The sequence below is a fragment of the Flavobacterium algoris genome (assembly GCF_048158525.1).
GTDB lineage: Bacteria > Bacteroidota > Bacteroidia > Flavobacteriales > Flavobacteriaceae > Flavobacterium > Flavobacterium algoris.
Genome location: NZ_JBLNKT010000004.1, coordinates 53,576 through 77,190 on the forward strand (window position 1 = coordinate 53,576; position 23,615 = coordinate 77,190).

The 23,615-nt window shown below is 35.7% G+C and carries 8 protein-coding genes; 1 reads left to right on the forward strand and 7 read right to left on the reverse strand.

Annotated elements, in window-relative coordinates; genetic code table 11:
* Positions 1-275: 275 nt before the first annotated feature.
* The 3 genes from ACM55I_RS03195 to ACM55I_RS03205 all read right to left on the reverse strand — a co-directional run bounded on the left by ACM55I_RS03195 (position 276) and on the right by ACM55I_RS03205 (position 17,319).
* On the reverse strand, positions 276-5,990 hold the full coding sequence (locus tag ACM55I_RS03195; protein WP_416845326.1) for a LamG-like jellyroll fold domain-containing protein: 5,715 nt from the start codon (positions 5,988-5,990) through the stop codon (positions 276-278).
* A 330-nt stretch (positions 5,991-6,320) separates the two neighbouring features.
* Positions 6,321-12,881, reverse strand: a complete 6,561-nt coding sequence (locus tag ACM55I_RS03200; RefSeq protein WP_416845327.1) for a DUF8202 domain-containing protein — start codon at positions 12,879-12,881, stop codon at positions 6,321-6,323.
* 346 nt (positions 12,882-13,227) lie between these two features.
* On the reverse strand, positions 13,228-17,319 hold the full coding sequence (locus ACM55I_RS03205) for a M14 family zinc carboxypeptidase (RefSeq protein WP_416845328.1): 4,092 nt from the start codon (positions 17,317-17,319) through the stop codon (positions 13,228-13,230).
* A gap of 356 nt (positions 17,320-17,675) precedes the next feature.
* On the opposite strand from ACM55I_RS03205, the gene ACM55I_RS03210 reads away from it, so the two are divergent.
* Positions 17,676-18,350 (forward strand): TonB-dependent receptor plug domain-containing protein, encoded by a 675-nt coding sequence (locus tag ACM55I_RS03210; RefSeq protein WP_416845329.1) that lies wholly within the window; start codon positions 17,676-17,678, stop codon positions 18,348-18,350.
* 253 nt (positions 18,351-18,603) lie between these two features.
* Here ACM55I_RS03210 and ACM55I_RS03215 read toward each other — a convergent pair whose 3' ends face one another.
* The 4 genes from ACM55I_RS03215 to ACM55I_RS03230 all read right to left on the reverse strand — a co-directional run bounded on the left by ACM55I_RS03215 (position 18,604) and on the right by ACM55I_RS03230 (position 23,606).
* Positions 18,604-19,164, reverse strand: a complete 561-nt coding sequence (locus ACM55I_RS03215; RefSeq protein WP_416845330.1) for a DUF6642 family protein — start codon at positions 19,162-19,164, stop codon at positions 18,604-18,606.
* 47 nt (positions 19,165-19,211) lie between these two features.
* Entirely contained in the window at positions 19,212-19,706 is a 495-nt protein-coding gene (locus ACM55I_RS03220; RefSeq protein WP_416845331.1) for a hypothetical protein, read from the reverse strand.
* A 339-nt stretch (positions 19,707-20,045) separates the two neighbouring features.
* The gene (scpA, locus tag ACM55I_RS03225; protein ID WP_416845332.1) at positions 20,046-22,184 is read right to left on the reverse strand and encodes a methylmalonyl-CoA mutase; all 2,139 of its coding nucleotides are present in this window, start codon (positions 22,182-22,184) and stop codon (positions 20,046-20,048) included.
* A 54-nt stretch (positions 22,185-22,238) separates the two neighbouring features.
* Positions 22,239-23,606, reverse strand: a complete 1,368-nt coding sequence (locus ACM55I_RS03230; protein ID WP_416845333.1) for a methylmalonyl-CoA mutase subunit beta — start codon at positions 23,604-23,606, stop codon at positions 22,239-22,241.
* Positions 23,607-23,615: the final 9 nt, after the last annotated feature.

Consider the following 23,615-nt stretch of genomic DNA (forward strand, 5'->3'; position numbering starts at 1 on the left):
ACAAAAAGCAACAAAAAGAGTTGTGCTCGGAGTACTATTTATTTGTTTTTGTTTTAATGTGTAAGGCTTACATGTCTTAAAATTAACTATTTAGAATGATATTGTTTTAAAAAAAATTTTTTTTCCGATGAAAGGATTTTATCATCCGATGAACTGCTCGTTTTCAGGAAATAAACTTTAGATATTTCCGTTTTTCCATTATTTAAGGTTGATTTTGACATAAAAAAAACTGCCTTTTCAGACAGTTTTATATTTTTGAAATTAATTTTATTAGGTTATGGTACAATTATTTTTTTACTAAAATCTCCTTTTGTAGTCTGGATTTTTACAATATATACACCAGAACTTATTTTTTTAATAGGTAATTGAATGTTTTTTTGATCTTGATTTTTAATGTCCCAAGTACTTATTGATTGACCAATAATATTAAATAGAGTCGCTTTTTTAACAGTTGTATCTAATAAATGATTGTTGATTACAAGTGTGTTTCCATTTTGTAAATGAGTAATTTTAATCGCATTATCATTGATAGTTTTCTCATCAATGCTCAATGTTTTGTCAGTAAACCGTAGTGAAAAACGGGTATTGTTTTCCCCTTCAGGAAGGTTTATTTCAAATGTTTCATTGCGAATATCATGATACATATCAGTATCGTTGTCATAAATAAAAATAGTTTGTTCATGGCCAAAGTTTTCTAAGTCATCAATCATGAATTTTACGGTTCCTTCGGCATCTGTTTTTACGCCAATAGGGTAGGAGGCACTGGGATCAAAAAAACCTTCCCCTTCAATTACGAGTTGATTTTCTCCATTTAACAAATACATATCATTAGGGAAATCGTCAATATTTAAACCATCATAACCATAATCCATTTTGCTGGTAGCTTTTTCATCCATAAATCCTAAAAGCACTTGTCTGTGATAATCATTATGCGAATTGAATCCCAAACGAATTTTTTTATAAGTATTATTTATGACAGGGTCATTATTATTGTTATTCCAAGTGTTGCCTTTAACGGGCATGATTTTATACATCACATTCGAATTTAAAGCTTCATTTTCTTTATGAAAGGCTCTTTGACTATTGCTAAAAACAACGGTACCACCCGAACCAACTTTCCCGTTTACAAAAAAGCCTTGTCCTACTGGGATATATCGATTGGGAATACCTCTTGATGGGGTACCTGCTTGACTAATAAAATCAACTCCTGCTGCTGAAGGCGCTAATCCACCTGTTAAGTTTCTTGCAGCATACCCACCTTGATAGTCGCGTAAAATATGGGTATTATTAGAGGCATAATGTTCCCAAAAATATAGCGTTCCATCAATAGACGGACTTGTAAAAGTTTCTAAAGAACTTATATTGTCAGTTATAAAAGCATCTGCATCTAATGAAGATGGATAGGGGTTACCGGTTAACAATAATTGATCATCACCAACAGCATTTGTTGCTATGGAACCATTATTTGGTTTTCCAACAAAAGTATAATTTTGGGTTCCTGATGCTGTACCGCTTCCTTTTAATGTATATCCTTGTCCTACACGCAATGCATCTGTTTCTAAAATGCGAACCCAATTGGCATAAGCATTAGTATAATTGTCAAATTTATAAAGCCAGTATCGTGCTAAACTAATAGGGGTAGTAGCAGCTCCGTCATAGCCTCCAATCCAGTTAATGTTTTGAGGAGTTGTTGTAGTGCCATCTTTCATAACACCAGTAACACTATAATTGGTATTATTAGTTGTTGCATTTATAGGGCTTACTGGGGAACTCCAATAGTTATAATTGTACTTATTGGATTGTCCCTGTTGGTCTCTTTCTATTGATCCGGAACTGGTAACATCTAAATCACTTTCTATAGTTTGAACTAACTGTGACATTCCTGCTAAATCTATTTTTCCATCTAATTTTAAGTACCAATCATTTTGTATTTTGGTATCATTATTCATCACTATATTTTTTCCGGAATCGACTAACATTCCTAAATCAATAGTATTAGCCGTTTCAGTAATATCATGCTGAACTTTTACTATAGACCAATCCTGCTCCATGATATCATTACCTCTAATTTCTTTTGTGGGACTATTCACTGCAGTTGCAAAGTTTCCGGTTCGCTCTGTTAAAAAAGGCATAGGAGCCTGTTGCATATAAATATTTTTATGATTAAATATTTTTGTTCCTGTAACATCGATAGCTGTTGTTGTCAAGTCATCAATAATATCATCTTTGTAGGTATCCATTCTGTAATAGCGCAGTAAATTACTAAAAGGTAAAGAAGTAGGAGATGTAGCAACATTTTTAGGAACTATTGTGCCTCTAATTTGTGAGCCAGTATCTTGAATTTCCTGATACACCATTCTTTGTAATTGTGATTCGGACAAAGCCATATTAAGCACTCTTACTTCATCTATTTTTCCTTTAAAATATTTTGTAGCTGTACCTGGATCTCTTCCTAAAGTAAGTAATGATGCATCTGCTGCTATACTTCCAGTTTTAGCTTGGTTTGCCACTAAAGCACCATTTAAATATAACTTTATATTTGCACCATCATAAATTACTCCAACATTATACCACTGTGATGTATTTAAAGCTGTATTGTAGGTTACCGTAGTGCCATTTACTACTGCTTCCAATTTCTTTGCAGCAGTAATTCGTATTTGAAAATTATTTTGTCCTACAATAACACCATCGGTAGAAAAAGTACCATTCAAATCAATCCATGCCATTAGAGATGCATTGGCTAAGCCACCAAGAATTGATGTGCTTTGACCATAATCATTTCTGCCGTCAAAGTCTAAAAATAGTTTAGTGTGTAAATCCCTTGGTGACCCCCACTGAGACGTATTGGTGTCAAAAGTATCCAGAATTCCATCTTTATCAATGTCAGTCGTGCCATCAATAATACCATCGTTAGTGGTATCTAAAGTTTTATAATCATAGATTAATAAAGTATTGGCAATATCAAATGTACTTCCATTAGATTTTACATCAAGATAATCGGGGATTCCGTCTGCGTCGGTATCTTTTAGATAGGTAGTAGCAGGATTTGCAGTTGCAGTACCTTGTCCTAAATTTCCGTATTGGTTAGTAGCTCCCGTACCATAGTCATAAATGTCTAATATTCCGTCACCAAAACCTTCAACTATTCCATCTCCATTAATGTCTTTGCTTCTAAATGTTTCTGATTCCGGACCGTCTCCTGTTCCGTCCCCGTTGATATCACCATCGCCATTTTCGAATCCAGTTACCGCATTTGCATTTCCTGCACCAGATTCGTCCACATCAAAGAGACTGTCGTTGTCACTGTCTAAATCGATATAATTTGGGATTCCATCACCATCAGAGTCTAATGCCGGTAATGCAGCTGTAGATTCGGCACTGTCAATAAGTCCATTTCCGTTAGTATCCACCCAAGCCACATCAATTCTTCCTTTGGCATTGCTCAAGTTTCCTAAGCCAGCTTCAATAACATCTTCAATTCCATCATTGTCAGCATCCAAGTCAAACATATCAGCAACGCCATCATTGTCTAAATCACATAAAGTTTGTGAAATTAGAATATCATCCAATGCAAGGTCATTACCACCACCACCAGGAGCATTGTTTTTGAAACGGATGGTAAAGGCATTCACATTTCCTAAGTTGACACGAGTAGTGAATTGTTTCCAAACTCCTTGAGTGCAGGTATTGTCTGTAATGCTTCCAGAGCATCTTCCGATGTCTCCTGTGTTGAAAGAGGTAAGGAGATTATTTGATAAATCATAAAATTCTACTGTTACATTAGGCAAAATTGAACTTGGGAAAGTAGATTGTGCCATTATGTTTAATACCCAAAAACTATAGGTTATTGGTAGATTTGACAAAACCCCGGTAATAGTTGTTTCATAAAATGTGCCGGGTGTAAAACTGGCGTTAAAAACAGCCATCCTTCCATTAGTATCGCCTGTAGTATGATCTTCCCCATTGTACCAAGCTAAATCTCCGTGAATATTGTCAGGATCGCTAGCTATTGTTCCAGTTATTTTAGAGACTACCGTGTATTCACCATCGTCTAGTGTTTTTGTTGATTGTGAAGGACATTCTGTCGTGTTAGTACCTACAATTCCGTCTTCATAACAATATGTTGTTGTTGCATTATAGGCAGCGGTAAAGTTTGGAGTTCTTCCTCCAGAACCGAAGGTTTCATTTAAGAATTTGTAATCTACTTTATGACCATTTGAGCTGTTACAATTTATCTCCTCAGTGGCATCTAAGATACCGTCGTTATCATCATCAATGTCAAAGTTGTCATAAACACCGTCCCCGTCACTGTCAAAAAAGGTTTGGATTCCGGTGCCTTGAATTGAAAAATCATAAGGATTCTCATTAGTGTCATCGTTTACAATTGATATTGCAGCAGTTTTTATACCCAATGTAGCAGGGTTGAAGCTAACAGAAAATGTAGAACTACCTCCCGCGGCAATTGATGCGCTTGGACTAGTGGCAACTATGAAATCAGCTGCGTTAGTTCCAGAAATAGTAATAGATCCTATAGTTAAGGTTGCGTTTCCCGTATTTTGAATGGTATATATTTTTGTGATGATTCCAGTACTGGTTTCCATTGATCCAAAATTTGTCCAATCCGTGGCACTTGGCGTTGCGTCACCATCAACAATTGAAGTAGCATTTCCTAGAATATTTATTTCTTGTGGTGTAATCACAGTTGCTACTACAGCGGTTCTTGATGAAGAAGTGCATGAGCCATTATTTGTTTCTACATAATAAGTTGTTGTAGCAGTAATAGTTGGTGTAGTAAAACTGGTTCCAGTCCCTAAAGCAGTTCCGTCGAGACTAGTAGCAAACCAAGAAATTGTTCCTGCAGATGCCACTGCTTCTAAAGTTACTGTTCCTGTGCCTATTGTAAATCCAGACATAGTGCCTGTAATTGTGGGAATAGCTGTTACGGTTACATTTGCCGTATTATTTGTGGTAATAGTTGAATTGCAATAATTAGGAGAAGATCCGCCACTAGTCAGATTTGTGATTGTTATGGTAGTTGAGCCCGAATTAGGCAATGCACTGGTTGTGAAACTTCCTGAACCTACCGTTGAAACCGTCATGCTTGCTGTATTTCCTGTTGCTGTATTTCCTCCTGATAAGTTATAAGTAACGGTGTAAGTTCCAATAGGTAATCCCGCTGCGGATGAAGTGACAGCTACATTTGTGCCAATGTTTGCGCATATTGGAGTCGTAACAGATGTGGTACTTAAGTTGTATGCAGTAGGGCAAGTCCAGGTGACAATGACTTGACCTCGAAATCCATTCCCACCGATTCTATCTTGGTTTCCAGTACTTCGACCACCACTTCCAGCACCACTTAGAGCAGTTGCAGGATTTCCATCTACTGTGCTTGTTGTTCCTGAAGCCCCATTACCTCCTTCAATTGTACCGCCGACTCCTGCAGTGCTACCACTTGCATTTCCGCCATTTCCAGTGCTACCTGCACCGCCGCCGCCGCCGCCGCTAGCACCTGCTATAGCACTTGCTCCAGCTCCACCATTTCTTGTTATTCCAGTAGTTACTGCGCCACCGGCGCCTAAAGAGTTATTGCCAAGATTACCGCCAGAACCTCCAAAGGCTGTTACTGTAGCACCAAAACTTGAAGTTCCACCAGTTGTCCCATTTGCTTTATTCACCCCGATACCTCTAGCGCCAACGGTGATTGTTATTGAAGCACCAGAAGTTACAGTTACGCCGGTTGTTTTAGTGTATGAACCTCCAGCTCCACCTCCTCCGACTCCTGTTTTTCCACCATTTCCAATAACTCCGCCTCCGCCTCCGCCTCCGCCCCAAGCTTCTACCTGAACACTTGTTATACCTGGAGGTACTGTGAACGTATTAGTTCCAACAGTTGTAAAGGTTTGACTTGTTTGTGAATTTCCACAAAAAGTAATAAAAAGCAGACAGATTGTAAAATATATGTATTTATTTTTTATAGTAATTTTATTCATAATTTCTTCGATTTAATTAATTATGATATATGTTTTTTATTTCAAATAAAATCAGTTCATAATAACAATTGAAATTGCGATACTAAATTTAAATAATTTGTTTTATTTTTTAGACTAAAAGCTAATATAATCGATTAAGGGAATGTTTTTATTTAATTAATAGGTAAAAAGCTATATAATATTGTAAAACAATAAAGGAATTTTGATAGCTAATTTTTCGAAGGATTTATAAATAAATACTATTTGTCGTTTAAATTTTAGAGCATTAAAAAACAAAAAAAAAAGACTTCTCAATTTGAGAAGTCTTTATATAAAGCGATATTTTATTTATTATTTGATAATAATCTTTTTGCTAATTATTCCTTTCAAAGTTTTTAATTTTACGATATAAACTCCTGAAGCAATACTTTGGATAAGTAGTTTAATATTCGTTTGGTCTTTATCTTTTACATCCCATTTAGAAATAGATTTTCCTTGTATATTAAAAAGGGATACGGTGTTAACAGTATTGTCTTTAGAATTATTTATAATAGCCAAAATAGAAGTAGAGCGAATATAGTCTAGTTGGATAGAATTTTCATAGACTTGATCTTTTACACTTAGGGTTTTGTCAGTGAAGCGCAGATAGAAGCGATCATCAATACTTCCTTCAGGAAGTTCTACTTCATACAAAGCGTCTTTTAGATTATGGTAGGTGTCATCTGATTTATCATAAATAAAAATAGATTGATTTACATCAAAGTTTTCTAAACCATCTAAAACGAAAGAAACTTTTCCTTCAGCATTTGATCGCACACCAATAGGGTAGGAGGCATCTTCATCAAAATACCCTTCTCCTTCAATGATTAACTCTTTATCTGAATTTATTAGATACATATCGTTATCAACATCGTCTATATTCTCGGCATCATATCCTTCGTTTATCTCACTATTTGCCTTGTCATCCATAAAGGCAATGACTGCTTGTCTATGAAAAACTTCATTGTAATTGTTAAATCCTAAACGAACTCTTTTGTAGGTGTCTTTTCCTATTTGATCATCACTATTATCTGTCCAATGGTCCAATCCTTTTAGTTTTGTTGGAATACGATACATAGTTTGGGAAGCGGCATTATCTTCTTTAAAAAACGCTCTTTGGCTATTTTTGAAAGTGACTGCACCTCCCGTTGCATTCCCAATAACGAAGAATGCTTGTCCAACAGGAATATATTGATTTGGGGCTGCCCGAAGGGAAATACCTGAAGTGTTAATAAAATCTATTCCTACTGAACTTGGTGGAACACCAGCGGCTGCATTTCGAACAGCATATCCACCTTGATATCCACTTAAAATATGGGTGGCGTTTCCCGTATAATGCTCCCAAAAATACAAAGCACCATCAGTAGAAGTTGGTGTTGTAGTATCTATAGAACCACTATTATCTGTTATAAAAGAATTAGCATCTAATGCAGATGAATATGGATTTCCTACCAGTAATAATTGTGTGGCTCCTACTGATCGGGTAATAGTACCATTATTTGGTTTTCCTGTAAAAGTTAGGTTTTGAGTTGCAGTAGCAGCTCCACTTCCTTTTAATGTAAATCCTTGTCCTACGGGAATAGTTCCAGTTTCAAAAATTTGATTCCAATTGGCATAAAGGTTTGCGGCATTATCGAATTTATAAATCCAAAATTTTGCTAAACTGATAGGAGTTGTTGTAGAACCATCATAACCGGTAACCCAATTGATGCTTACTGGAGCAGTTGGATTTGTTCCATCTTTTAATACACCTCCTGCAGTGTAATTAGTATTATTAGCAGTTGTGTTTATAGGACTTACAGGAGCACTCCAATAATTATAATTGAATTTGTTTGATTGTCCTTGTTGGTCTTTTTCAATAGAGCCAGCGCTAGTTACATCTAAGTCACTGCCTTCAGTTTGTACCAATTGTGATCTTCCCACTAAATCAATTTTTCCATCTAATTTTAAATAATGAGAAACTTCAATTTTTGTTCCATCAGTTTGTAGTCCACCGCTGGTTGTGGCTATTAAATTAGTTGTAGGCTCAAGAAACAAACCTAAGACTTTTTTATTTCCAATAGAGGTTATGGTATGAGGCAATTTTACACTAACAATATTCCAGTCTATAGTTTTTGTAGGGTCTTCAATGGAAGTGCTGTTTGGTAGATCCTGTATGCCACTGTTTGTCCAAGTTCCTATAGTTTCCCAATTTCCACTGACTTCAGATTCATATGGTAATGGTGCGGTTTGTAAATCTACAGTTCTTAAGTTTTTTAATGCAGCTGTGATGTTGTTACTCGAAATATCTTTTGCATTGGTATAGGTATAGGTAGACATAGGGTAATAAACACTCAAGTTAGTCCATGGAACACTGCTTATGTCATTCAATGTTATTGTATTAGGAACAATAGTTCCGTTAGTAAAAAGGCTATTGCTTAAAATTTCTTGATTCATAACATAACGAAACTGAGCTTCAGTTAGTGCTACATTCCAAACTCGAACTTCATCTATAGAGCCACTAAAATAAGAGGTTGTACTCACTCCGTCTGCTGCTGCAACAAGAAAGTATTGCGAAGTTGCTGTAGGAATTCCTGCTAGATTTGAGCTTATTTTATTTATGCCATCTATATATATTTTAGCAGTAGTACCATCAAAACTAACACCTACATGATGCCATTTTCCAGTTGGAATAACTACACTGGAAGTAATTGTTTTTTTACTTGCTCCAACATACCAACTCATTTCTGCTTTTCCGGAAGCATTAATACTTAAATCATAACCTTCGGTAAATCCACTATTTCTTTTAGAAAGTATAGTTCTGCCTGCTGTGGTATAATTTATCCAAGCAGAAACAGTGAACGAACTATTCAGGTTTAAATTTTTACCGGAGTCTAAGTAATCCGTTGTACCGTTAAATTTGATGCAACGTTCAAAAGTTTGCTCTGGTGCATAGCCGAATGTGATGTATTTCGTTCCAACAAAATCATAGGTGGTTTCTAAATTGGCTCCATTTACAGTCATGATACGATATTCAGCTGTAGGGTCAAATGCTGCACTACTTGATATAAACATTAAATAATCCCCTGGAGGCGTAATGGTATTGGTTAGCATGGTTGTTGGGATAGATACTTTCACAGAAGAAATTGGATTACCAGTTGTTTCAACGACTTTCCATGTTCTCCCTATAGATACAAAATTTACATCAGTATTTATAGGATCAGGTAGCGTTATCCCAGAGCTTATATTTACTGTTACTGGAGTTTGTGCTGCTAATGTTCCATTGTTGTTCCCCCAAACCATGAAAGTCTTATTGGTTCCAAATGTATTTGCGTTTAGGTTATTGGTAAATAAAATATCAGTCAACCCTATTGTAATATCGTCGTCAAAAGTGGTACTCGTATGGGAGTTTACACTTTTTGATTGTTTTTGGTTTAATTGTGAGTCATCATCTCTACCAATTCCTGTAATATCATAATTGTAACCTGTATTTGTTGAGTTATCCCATATAGTTGTTCCTGCGGAATCAATATAATTTGTATCATTTAGTCTTGTGTCACCCGTAACACTGCTTGATGTTGCATGTAAAGTTATGCCGTATTTTAAGCCTAAATAGCTTTGGATTTTTTGTTGCTCTAGTACTGTTTTTGGAGCCTTATAGGAAACAATTTCTGATAACCTCCCGTTCAAAGCAGAACTTGCTCGGCCACTGATACCACTGCGCCCTGTACCTAAATAAAAAGGTAAGTTTTTAAATTCATAAAAATTTAATGGTGTCCCAGTTTCAGTACTGCCAGTTGTTCCCGTTTTATTATCTATTTTTATTCCGTTTTTATAAATTTCGGTTGCTGTTCCTGTAGCATTTGTTTTAACATTAATAATCAATGGCTCATAATAAGTATTTGTTGTAGCTACATAAGCTCTACCATAAGAATCTACACCTGGAGCTGGTGAAGTATCACTTGGATTATAGGAACCTATGTTGTGTGCAATAATTTCGTCATTATAGCGACCTGTAGCATTTCCGAAAGCTAATCCAGTAGGATCTTCATGAAACCCACTAGTAGCACTTTTTCCGCCAATAGGGATTTCTCTTCCACTAGCCCCTACAGAAGTATTGATTATATCATTACTATAGACTACTACAAAATAATCCTGAGAATAAAATCCTCCTTTACCGTTCATATAATCATTGTTTGCACTATTGAAATCTATTACTGGATTAAAGTTGATGTTTCTACTAGCATTATCACGGAAAGTTGGGGCATTAGAAGCAATTGCTTTAACACTTTCTTTATTAATAAGATCCGCTCTTGTCGTGTCGTATGCTTGGTCATCCCAAGCAGTAAGTGCAGTTCCGTCCGTAACTGATATTCCTGCATTGGTTTTGAACCAAAGGCTTAAGTTTTGATTTATTTTTGCGGGTGCAATAGGTGAGGACACTACTGCAACAGTAGCATTTCCTTCTATTGATAAATTATCAAAAGCCACACCATTGTCCTGAACCGAAGCATTTGATTTGAACTGTACTTTGAATTTAACATTAGATTGATTCTTAAATGTAGCATCAGCTAATTGTATTGTAGCTTTTTGGAAACGATTTGCGCCTCCAGCAGTGGGAGTAAAGGCTAATGCTGCGGATGCATTATCATTACTCCAACCATTTGTCCCTAAAGCGCTTACTGTGGAGGAGTTATACCAGTTAGTACCAGATCCCACAGCACCTAATTGTGTATAAGCACTGCCATTAACTGAATATAAAATACGCATTCCATCACTATTTGCTTCTGTATTATATCTAACATCTAAATTGAAAAATAAATTTTCATATCCAGTAAAATTATAAGTTGGACTTTCTATTTCAATTATGGCATTATTTGCATAATCATCAAAATTATCAATTCTCCAAAAAGAGTTTTCTCCTATTTCATTTACAGTTGCTGGAAATGTAGAAGTCCATAACCAAGACCCATTGGTAGTTGTTGAATTACTCCAACCTCCATTTGTAGTATCAAAATCCTCATAAAATAAGGTGTAATCGGGTTTGCTGGTGCTAGAATAAGTTACATCCATATCATCAAAACTTGCGGTACATTGACCATTACTTACGGTCCATCGAAATGTATATAAGCCTATTATGCTCACAGTGGCATTCGATGTTTCGGAGTTTACACTGCTAAAAGTCGCCGTACCCGGCCCCGCTATTTTAGTCCAAGTGCCTGTTCCGGAGGTTACAACATTACCCTCCAGTGATCCGGAAGTTAATGATGCGTAAACGGTTTGGTCATTACCTGCTATGGCGGTAGGAGTGTCTACTAACTGCGTTTTTGAAGCTGTTGATGTAGTGCCACAAACTCCACCACTGGCAGTAAGTGTCAAGGTAGCGGTTCCAGAATATAAAGTTGGTGGTGTCCAAATTGCTGTACCGGGTGTTGATCCCAAATTGTTAGTAAAAGTTCCTCCAATTCCTCCGTCAGACCAAATTCCTAATGTAGCTGTACCACTAATTGATCCTCCCAGAGCAGCGGATGTACCTCCCACACAAAATGCATTGAGCGGTGTACCTGCACTTGCTAATGGAGCAGTTACTGTTACACTTAATGATCTTGCAGTTCCATTTCCACAAGCATTGAAGGGTGTAACGGTTACGTTGCCTGTTGTATTACCTGTGGTTACTGTGATGCTATTTGTCGTTCCACCAGCTGTTTGGACCCATCCCGAAGGTAAAGCCCAAGTATAGGCAACATCAGTAACTGCCGTTACACTATAGGTTTGACTTGTATTAGGACAAACGGATGTATTACCTGTTATTGTGCTAGGTTGAGAAGGTACACCATTAAGAGTTGTTACTGTAGCTATATTGTTCAAGCTTAAAGTTGTACTACAATTATTAGGTGAAATTCCGCCACTGGATAATTTGCTTATAGTTATTGTTGTTGTTCCCGAATTTGCTAAAGCACTAGTACTAAAACTGCCAGAGCCAGCACTCGTCACGGTCATCGTTGCAGTGTTGTTTGTAGCAGTGTTGTTTCCAGATAAGTTATAAGTAACAGTATAAGTCCCTGTTGGTAAGCCTGTTGTTGAAGTAACTGAAACTGTTGCCGTCGAATTTTTACAAATAGGTGTTGCTACACTTGTCGTTGTTAAGCTATAAGTAGGACATATCCAAGTAACAATTACTTGACCTCTTGCTCCGGCACCACCATTGCCACCACCAATATTTGTTCTTCTTGCCCCAGATCCACCACCAGCAATAATAGCTCCACTAGTACCAGCAATATTTGTTGAGTTCCCATTTGCTCCAGCTCCACCACCTGCTGCTCCACCAGTCCCTCCTGTAGTGCCTGATGCATTACTACCCTTGGCAGTTGTTCCTGCACCACCACCACCAGCACCGCTTGCTAAGCTTGTTGCATTGCTACCCGCACCACCAAAAAAATTAGTTGTACCACCTATATTATTGTTAGATACTACTCCACCTAATGACCCGCCTGATTTTGCTGCTGCTCCAGGAAGTCCACCACCTGCTAATAAAGTTGAAGTTGATTTAAACCATGATGCAGCTCCAGCTGTACCACCGCCTCCACTAGTACCACCAGCTCCACCATTTCCTACTGTTACGGTATAAGTGGCACCACCCACTACTATTATCGATGAATTCATAGTATATGCTCCACCAGACCCGCCACCAGCACTAGTGTTTTTTGATGATGTACCACCACCACCACCACCACCTCCCCAAGCTTCCACTTGAACGGATGTTACGCCAGCAGGGGTATTAAATGAGCCTGTAGAGCTAAAAATTTGTGGTGATTGAGAAAAGCCAACGGAAGTAATAAATAAAAAAGCTAAAGCCAGAAATATTTTTTTTGTGAAAAGTATAGTTCTATTCATATAATCTTGATGTGGTATTTATATTTAGTACCGTATTAATTTTTGAAAATGGAGCAAGTACAACATTATACGTCTTTACTTTTAATTATCAGTTAATTACTATCAAAAAAAAGTAATTTATTAGGCCAAAAGTAAAATATTTATTTCTAATTGCAATGCCTTTTTAACGACAAAAAGCAAATAATGGCGTTTAAGTTCAATGTTTTATGATTTTTAATCATTTTTAATCATTTTTTTTATCAAAATGTGATCCAAAATAGGGGTTATTTTTAGAGTAGGAAACTTCTTTAAATAACAAAAAAAGCTATCGGATTAGGATAGCTTTTTAGTTTTGATTAGTAAGGCATTATTTTTTAATAAATCGCTTTATTGTAGTTGTTTCTTTATCTGTAATTTCCAGAATATAATTTCCTTCATTTAGAGCAGAAATATCAATGAAACTAGCAGAGAATTTACCTTTCATAATAGTTTGACCTATTAAGTTATAAATTTGGAATGTGGCATTTTCAGAAATTGAAGTTACATTTAATATTGATTTTGTTGGATTAGGGTAAAGCACAATCTCATTTGTAATGGTTTTATTGCTTTCAATCATTTTAGCTGCAGAACCAACAATATTAATGGTGTAATCTTCCACTTGTCCTGAAGCAAATGTTTCGCAAGAAGTTGGGATTGCATTGTACTTCATAGAAACTCTCATTCTGGTAGCTCCAATTGTCGCTGTTGTAGGAATAGTAATTGTTGTACTAACAGGAGTTGTTGTTGAAGCAGCTTTTGTCCATACTTGTTCTCCGGTATCTGCAAAATCACCATCACCATTATAATCGATCCAAACACCATATCCTTCTTTGTATTTTGTTGAGGTCCAAGATGGTGTTATTGTTATAGTGTATGCTGTTCCTTTAGTCGCATTTGTTGAAAGAGCAGTATAGTTTTCATAACCCGTTCCACCTGTTGAAGTATTGCTGATAGTCCCAAAAACTACTTTACCAATTTTTTCACTGGCAACACTATTTCCTTTAGAAGTACAATAAGTTGCAATAGGCGCTAATGTTGTTATGCTTGCAACGTTGCTGGAAGTCGAAATGTTTCCTGCAGCATCTTTGGCTTTTATAGAAAAAGTATAGGCAGTTGAAGCTGTTAATCCGGTTACGGCATAGGATGTAGTTGTTATTGTAGCTTTCAAAGTAGCGCCCTGATACACATCATAAGCTGTTACAGCTGTATCGTCTGTAGAAGCAGTCCAAGATAAATTGGTTGTGGTTTGAGTTGTTCCGGTAGCCACTAATGTTGCAGGGGCTGTTGGACTAGTGGTGTCCAAAACGGGATCTAAAGTTGTTAGATTTAAAATATTGCTATCAGTTGAGATATTCCCTGTAGCATCTTTAGCTTTCACAGAAAAAGTATAGGCGGTAGAGGCTGTTAATCCAGTTACGGCATAGGAAGTAGTTGTTACAGTAGCTTTCAAAGTAGTTCCCTGATACACATCATAAGCAGTTACCGCAGTGTCGTCAGTTGCTGCTGTCCAAGATAAATTGGTAGCAGTTTGAGTTGTTCCAGCAGCAACTAATGAAGATGGAGCTGTTGGAGCCGTATTGTCTATAACAACATTTTGATTAGCAGTTACAATTTGTCCATTTCCATCATTAAAAGTCCAAATTACAACAGTTGTACCTTGCATAGTTATAGGAAATACAGTATCTGTTGTTCCTGTAATAGTTCCTGCACATACATCAGTAGTTGTAGGAGCAGTTAACGTTACATCATTTTGGCTGATTACAGTGGCTAAAGTAGGAACTACTGGAGGAGTTGTGTCTTTTATTGTTACATTCGACGTGCATGTAGCAGTTTGACCATCAGCATCCGTTACGGTAAGAGTTACGGCTTGTGGCGTGTTTAGATGTGAACAATTGAATGTATTTGGTGAAACCGAAATAGATGTAATTGCAACATCATCAGTAGATCCATTATTCACATCAGCAGGTAAAACGGTTAATGTACCACTACTGTTTAATGATAAAGTTACGTCTTTACAAATAGCAATAGGTGAAGATGATTTTATTTCAATTACCTTAAAATCATCAAAGGTAAAGCCATCAAAGGTATCATTATATCCATGTTTACGATTGCTAGAATCGGTTTTGAATATAAATCGGAATTTAACTAAAGTTGCTTTATTAAATAGTCCAGAGTTTTCCGATGCGCTAATAAAGAATTCTTCAAGAACCCATTTATTCATCTTATTTCCGTCAAATAATGGCTCTGCATCAGGTTGAAATGCTTTATCAGCAGTAGTTTTTGATGCAGTAGTTAGGGTGGAAGAATAGTCATTTGTGACAGCAGTAGCTCCAGGTTTTGTATATTTCCCTTTCAAAGGAATCCAAGTTGTTCCATCTATAGAACCTTGAAGTTCCACATAATCAAAACTTCTTTCTATATCCCATTTAGCATTAAATTGTACTACAACTTGCTGCTTTCCTAATAAAGATATTCCTGTAGTCTGTGTTAGTGTACTATTAATATTATTTACATAAGGAATAGCTACACTTGCTGTAATTCCTTTTGTTCCTCCAAACCCTCCAGTTGCGGTAACAGCCCATGCTCCAGTTGTAGGACTTGCAGTCCAGCCAGTTAGGTTACTAGTGTCTGGAGTTGAAGAAAATAAAACGGTTGGAGTATAGTATTTTACCAATCTTGTCTTGTAAATTATATACTTTCCATTTGATAAAGTTACTTCAAATTCAATTTTTTCTTTATTCGTTATACCAGAGTTTAAGGTATAGTTCACATTAAGATTTCTTTGTTCTAAAATTGTCATTCCAGTTTGTACAGTTGGATTTGTAACTGAAAGTATGTTAGAAGAAATTGGAGTTACTGTTAAAGTAAAATCACCAGGAGTTTGACCTACTCTTTCTAAACCAAAATTTAAAGTACCATTTGTAGTCGTAACATCAGATTTAGTTAAGTCATGAAATTTAGCATAAACACCACTATAAAAACCTGCTATAAAATTCATTCTCATAGCTCTTTTAGAAATAGCAGTTATGTTTATAGGGTCTGGCCAAAAACCGTTGTTTAGAATTGTCGATTCATTAGCTGCTCCGTTTTCAGGAGTCCAACCTAAAGTGTTTTTTCCTGAGCCTGTCAACATCCAGTCATTTGAGTTACCGTTATTCCAATAGCTAATGTTTGGGCTAGAACCATAGGCATATCTACTGTATTGGGTCATATCATGTGAATATTGGTAGTACTCATCTTCTCGTCCTGTTTTGTTTTCTGCACTAGCGGGATTGTTATTTGTGTAATAGTAAGCTGCTCTACCATGAAGCGCAGCATTTTTATAACTATGATGATTTACTGAAGTTTTAAAATCATGAAGTAAAAAAAAGTCTTTTACAATTGAAGTTTCTGCTTCAGAAAATCCTGCAGTACCTCTGTAAGTGTCATCGCATCCAATATTTGAAGAACCGGTATTGTCATATCCCCAATAAGTTCCCCAATTTCTATTTAAATCTACACCGTCAAGATAGGTAGTACAAGCACCAGTTTCTCTACGATTTTTACGTTGCATTCCTCCGCCAGAAGGCGATTGTGCTTCATTATAAGCTAATCCGTCTGGGTTTACTATAGGAATAAAATATAAATCGTGATTGTCTACTAGATTTTTTACATCTGGATCAGTTGTATAATTTTCTAAAAGATACCACATATAGTAGGTAAGATTCATTAAACTAACCACTTCTCTAGAATGGGTCATTCCTGTGTAAAGTGTTTCTGGTTTTGTCCCCGTAATATTTGAATTTGAAATTTTCACCACGTATATGGTTCTGTTTTCTATCGTCTTTTGATTTGAAGGAGATGCATCGGCTTTAATTGTAATTAAGTTTGGATATAAAGCATGCATTTTGTCTAATTGTGCATAGGTTTCATCGACAGTTAAACATCCTCCAAAAGAACTACCTAATTGATAATTAGTTGGAACTGCCCAATCAATTTCATCATTTTCAAAACGATGTGTTATATTTCCATAAGTAGTGCTTTTTAGACTACTACTTTTATTTGTTGATTTTTGAGATTTTAGAATTTTTAAGCTTGATTTAGCTTGAGGTAGGTTCTTAACAGCCCTTTTAGAGTAGTAGTCTTCTAAATCGGGAATTACAACTTGAAAAGGAGTTATTTTTTTTAGTTTGGCTTCTTCATGTGATGAAACTTCAATGAGTAAATCGCCATTAGTATCGAATTGAGACCCACATTCTAAATCTAATCCACCAGCTCCTAATTTATTCATTAAATCAGAAGTAGGTTTTTTTATTTTAATTTTTTTGTAAATTTCGTTTGGTTCTTTTTCTTTCGTTATAGATTTATTCCCAGATTGAGAGTACAATAAAGAGTTGAAACTAAAAGAAAATAAAAGAATGAGTAGGGTAGTTTTTTTCATGTTTGTTAGATTTGGGTTTTCAAACATAAAATATTTTTTTTGTTTTAAAAAAAAACAATCGATAAAATGTATTATTTAACCGATTAAAAGCAGTATTAGCTTGTTAAATAGGTTAAATAGTTTGGGTTTTAGTTAAATTATAAACATAAAATAACTTTAAAAAGAAAGGATAATCTTATTTTTTTTTAATTTCTTAATTGTGATTGTTATGCTTAGTATAGATTGTAACTATTGGTCAGTTATTAAAAAAAGGAAGTTATTTGTTAATTAATTGAATTTTTAGTGGAGTTAATCATAATTATTAGAAAGTCTTACTTTTTTTATATATTTAATAAAAAATTATAAATCAAAAAATTATGAAAATTTCTAAAACATTATTGTTTGTTTTGTTACTATTTGTTGGTTTTGGCTATGCGCAAAATAAGCTAACAGGAAAAGTGATGAATAGTAATAATAAACCCGTTGCAAATGCTAAAATATATTTGGATTCCATTTATTCAAATGTAGAAACGAATAAAAATGGAGATTTTGAGGTTCAACTTCGAGAAAAGGTTAACGTGATTAATGTTTATTCTCATGAATATGGTTTGCTATCTTCTAAATATAGCAATGAGAGTATCATGAATTTTATGTTTCTGGAATCAGAAAAGTCCATAAAAGAGCGTACAAAAAAAGGAGATAAAATTTCAATTGGTTATTCTGAAGTAGATAAAAAGTATAAGGTTAATAATTCAGAAGGCATTAGTTTGCCAAATGATAAAAATGCGATTATTTATAACACAATTTACGATATGATTAGAGGTCGTTTATCTGGAGTTACAGTTTCAAGGGACAATAAAATAACTATTAGAGGGGTTAGCTCTATTCGTAATATTTCGGAACCATTATTTGTTGTTGATGGAATGATTGTATCGAATATCGATTATATATCACCTAATAATGTGAAAAATATAAGTGTGTTAAAGGGAGCAGATGCTTCTATTTATGGATCACAAGCTTCTGCAGGAGTTATTGTCATTAAGACTAAATAGTTTTGAGAAAGAAATTACTCTATAATTGTATAATAAATCTGTTTGTCTTAACAGTAGCTGAATCTTTAATATTTGATGATGATTGTTTTATGAAGAAAAGAATGTAAAAACAAATAGTAAATACTATTATTTAACCCGTTAAGTATACTTGTCAAAAATAATTATACTTAACGGGTTATTATTTATTTGAATAATTAGCAGATTTTTAATTATCTGAATTAATTTTAGCTTTTGCGATGAGGGGATTCAATTTTTAATAATACAATCTAAAATCGAGCAGTTTACAAAGGGCGTAGTGTTTCTCATATAATTCTTCTACAATTTCAACAATATTATCTTGTTCTTCAAATAAGCTGAAAAAAACTTTGTCAAGGGAACTACTGGTTAATTTATTAAATCCCATTCCATAACCAGAAACAGCTCTTGCTCCAGTAATATCTAAAAAGTATTGTGCTTCTTCTTCGTCTAAGTCTAATACCTTTGCATTTGCGAAATGCAAAATTTTACCTGTCATTTTTCCTTCAAAGAGTTCGGCTATTTCTTCTAAGCTATAATAATAGTCATTGAGACAAATGTTGTTTCCTTCACCTGGCATGACTAAGTAGATGATCTCATAATCGGTAAAATTATGATCCTCATATAACAAGGTATTTAAACTTTCTTCTAATCCTTCAATAGTGTCGCATGTTTTATAAATACTTGTAATGCCTTGTTCGAAGGCTAATTGCTCTAAGTTTTTAACTACTTCAGTAGTGGTATGAGTTTCTACATCGGCAACGGCTTCGAGGCAGAAAATAAATGTATCAGAATCCATGAATTTAGTTTATCTAGATGATCATTAGGGGTTTTATAGATAATATATTAGTCTTCATCGTCTTCAAAAAAAGCATTGAAGTCAAAATGATTGTCACTAGTTTTATCTTGCTCGCTTGGTGGAATGGCTCCTTGAGGATTGAATAGCCCCCATTCGTCCCAGATATGGTTATTGGTGTCAAAACGGCCTACCCATTCCATGAACAATAGCCTGAAATTGTTTAACTCTTTGCGAATGAGCGCCACATATTCTAATTCTTTATAGTTTTTATGCAACCGCAAACTACCTACCTGGACATACAAATGCATAGCATGTTCTCTAATTATTGCCGCATTTTGCATGCGAATGCTGTACAACTCACCAGCTTCTGCACCAGCAATTTTGGCAGCAATAATCATGGCATCTTCTTGCATTAAGTGTTTAGTGTCTTGTATATAGGTATCCTCATCAGGAAGCGAAGCTACTAAGCATTCTACTAATTGATAAATCAATTCTGCTTTTTGGAAGAGTGGAAGATTGCAGGTTTTGTCTAAGCGGTACATTTATTTCTTTTTTAAGGCTTTGATACTCTTATTAGTTCTTCTTTGTGTGTTTGGATTCTGTAATTGATATCAAAATTACTGAAGAATAAAATTCGTTGTTAGCATTTTGCAATAAATAGTTATTAACCTTTTGGTGAAAAAACTCAGAGCTGGCTCTATTGCCTTTTTTTTAATAAGAATAACTCTCAATCGAAGATGGGGCGTTGAGAATTCCATTTTTTTTTGAACATAAACACGACTTCCACTTTTAGAGTCTGAGGAATTGGTCAGATTTTAAACAAAAAAACACCAACCTTTCGATTGATGTTTTTTTTGGAATTGGAGGTAAAAGGAACTTTTCTATTCGAAACTTTCCATTAGAATTTCCAATATCTTGATGGCTGCTTCGCTAATTTTTGTTCCAGGTCCAAAAATGGCAACTGCACCAGCATCAAATAAAAACTGGTAATCTTGTGCAGGAATTACTCCGCCAACCACCACCATTATATCTTCTCGACCGTATTTTTTAAGCTCATCAATTACTTGAGGGACAAGGGTTTTGTGTCCCGCAGCAAGAGAAGAAACGCCCAAAATATGTACGTCGTTTTCTACTGCTTGTTTGGCAGCTTCTGCTGGTGTCTGAAAGAGTGGGCCAATGTCAACATCAAAACCTACATCGGCGTAACCTGTTGCAACAACTTTTGCTCCACGATCATGCCCGTCTTGCCCCATTTTGGCAATCATAATTCGAGGGCGACGTCCTTCTATTTTAGAGAAGGCGTCAGCCATTTGTTTTGCTTTTTCAAAACTTTTGTCGTCTTTTATTTCTTTACTATACACACCGCTAAAAGATTTAATTTGTGCTTTGTATCTTCCGAAGACCGTTTCCAGCGCATCGCTAATCTCTCCTAATGTTGTTCTGTTTCTGGCAGCATCAACGGCAATTTCTAATAAATTACCTTCCCCAGTTTGAGCACAAAGGATTAATTTTTTTAGAGAGTTTTGTACTTTTTCAGTATCTCGGGTTGCTTTTATTCGGTCTAGTTGTTCCAGTTGTTGTTTGCGAACCATTTGGTTATCCACATCCAAAATTTGTAAAGGATCTTCTTTTTCTAATCGGTATTGATTAACGCCTACAATAATATCCTGGCCACTGTCTATTCTTGCTTGTTTTCTGGCTGCTGCCTCTTCGATTCGAAGTTTTGGAATCCCGGATTCAATGGCTTTGGTCATTCCGCCCAATTCTTCCACTTCTTCAATAAGTTTCCAAGCATTTTCGGCAATTTCATTCGTTAAACTTTCTACGTAATAACTTCCTGCCCAAGGATCGACAGTTTTGGTGATTTTAGTTTCTTCTTGTAAAAAAATTTGCGTGTTTCTGGCTATTCTCGCTGAGAAGTCTGTTGGCAATGCAATTGCTTCATCCAAAGCATTGGTATGTAAAGATTGTGTTCCTCCAAAAGCGGCTGCTGCTGCTTCAATACAGGTTCGAGCCACATTGTTGAAAGGATCTTGTTCTGTTAAACTCCAACCCGAAGTTTGACAATGGGTTCTTAACGCTAATGATTTATCGTCTTTTGGTTCGAATTGTTTTACCAGTTTTGCCCAGATCATTCTTCCGGCTCGCATTTTGGCAATTTCCATAAAATGGTTCATTCCTATCGCCCAAAAAAAGGATAATCGTGGAGCGAATTCATCAATTTTCATTCCGGTTGCTAATCCAGTTCTTATGTATTCCAATCCATCGGCCAGCGTGTAAGCTAATTCAATATCTGCAGTGGCTCCCGCTTCTTGCATATGATATCCTGAAATAGAAATCGAGTTAAATTTTGGCATTTTTTTGCTGGTGAATTCAAAAATATCAGCAATGATTTTCATCGAAGGCGTTGGCGGATAAATATAGGTATTACGGACCATGAACTCTTTCAGAATGTCATTTTGTATCGTTCCCGAAAGTAATTCGGGTTTTACACCTTGTTCTTCGGCAGCAACAATATAGAAGGCCATAATAGGTAAAACGGCACCATTCATGGTCATGGAAACTGACATTTCATCCAGTGGAATTTGGTCGAATAATATTTTCATATCTTCCACAGAATCAATCGCAACTCCCGCTTTTCCCACATCACCGACAACGCGTTCGTGATCTGAATCATACCCGCGATGCGTCGGTAAATCAAAAGCGATCGAAAGTCCTTTTTGACCCGCAGCCAGGTTTCTTCTGTAAAATGCATTGCTTTCTTCAGCAGTAGAAAATCCGGCATATTGACGCACGGTCCAAGGTCTGCGAACGTACATGGTCGCATATGGTCCGCGTAAATTTGGTGCAAAACCAGCCCCGAAATCAAGATGCTTGAGATTTTCAATATCTTGTTCTGAATAGGTTGGTTTTAGTTCTATTCCTTCGGCTGTGAGAAATGCATTAGCTAGTAAATTGTCACTTCCTACTTTTGACTTTTGACTCTCTAATTGAATATGTTGTAGCTCTTTTCTTTTCATTTTTTAAGAATGAATTATACTATTTTGTAAATGTTTTAACGGAATACTAAACGCTTAGCTTTCTTTCTCCAATCTTTCTTGCTCTATTTTTTCAGCCAAACGTTTTTCGATTATTGGCGTAATTAATGTTTTTCTGGGTTTGACTTTTACAAAAGGAAACAGTTCTAAATCGTGTTTCATTTTATCGGCTTTGTTGGGGTGTTTGTTTGTTCCCAATAAAATTTCTTTACCATTGTCAAATAATTCTTGAGCTGCATCAGCACTTTCCTGAATTTTTCTTTTGATGATTCCATCATTAAGTTGTTTCAGGAAACCACCATTAGACTCTATGTCCTTGAATAAAGCCAACGATTTTTCGGCTAATTGATTGGTAAGGCTTTCTATATAATAACTTCCGTCAGCTGGATTGTTGACTTTGTCAAAATAACTTTCATTTTTGAGAATCAATAATTGATTTCTCGCGATTCGGTCTCCAAATTCATTGTCTTTGTGGTACAACGCATCGTAAGGTAAATTAGCAATAGCATCAGCCCCGCCAATAATTGCCGACATACATTCAGTAGTAGTGCGCAACATATTTACGTTATAATCGTATAATGTTTTGTTGCGTTTTGTTGGAGAAACGATAATATTACAATCCAGATTATGGTTGTATTCTTTGGCTATGAGATTAAAAAGTACTCGTAAAGCACGCAGTTTTGCAATTTCAAAAAAGTAATTTGTCCCAACAGCAACTTCAAAAACGATTGGTTGGTTTATAGATTCAATTCGGTTGAAATATTCATTGGCATGGCCTAAACTATAGGCAATTTGCTGGACCATGTTAGCACCTGCATTTTGATACAAAGCGGCGTTTATACTTATTAAGGATACAGCTGTTGTTGCTGCCGAAAGTAAATTCAGCGTTTCAAAATTACTTTTTTCTTTGGTTACAAACCAGTTTCCATCTTTGGCTAATTGCCCAATTGGATCCAGATTACAGAAAATTTGCGTATTATTTTTCTTTTCAAACGCATCAATTTTTTTTACGAAATCGATTGAGATAAAACTCAAATGGAAGTAAACGGTGACTTTTTCTAAAGGTAATTTCTCCAATAGTTTTGTGACATCTATCGATTCGTTTTCTATGGTAAACCGAAGGCTGTCCGCACCACGTTTTAACGAATCCAACGCTCTTTCGATTGATTTTTCAAAATCATAAACAAAAATGTTTTGACAAATTTTGAATTGAGTTGCTTTTGTAGTAACCGCAAAAGGGTTCTTGAATTCATCTTTATGGTAAAATGGTTTTACCTGAATGTCTTCGGGGGAGTTCCAAACTAAGGTTTCATTATAATCAGCTCCATCGAGTTCAAATTGGATTTTTTGTTTCCATTGTTTGGAAGAAATGGGATTGAAATCATCGAAAAGGTTTGTAGTCATTTTGTTTAT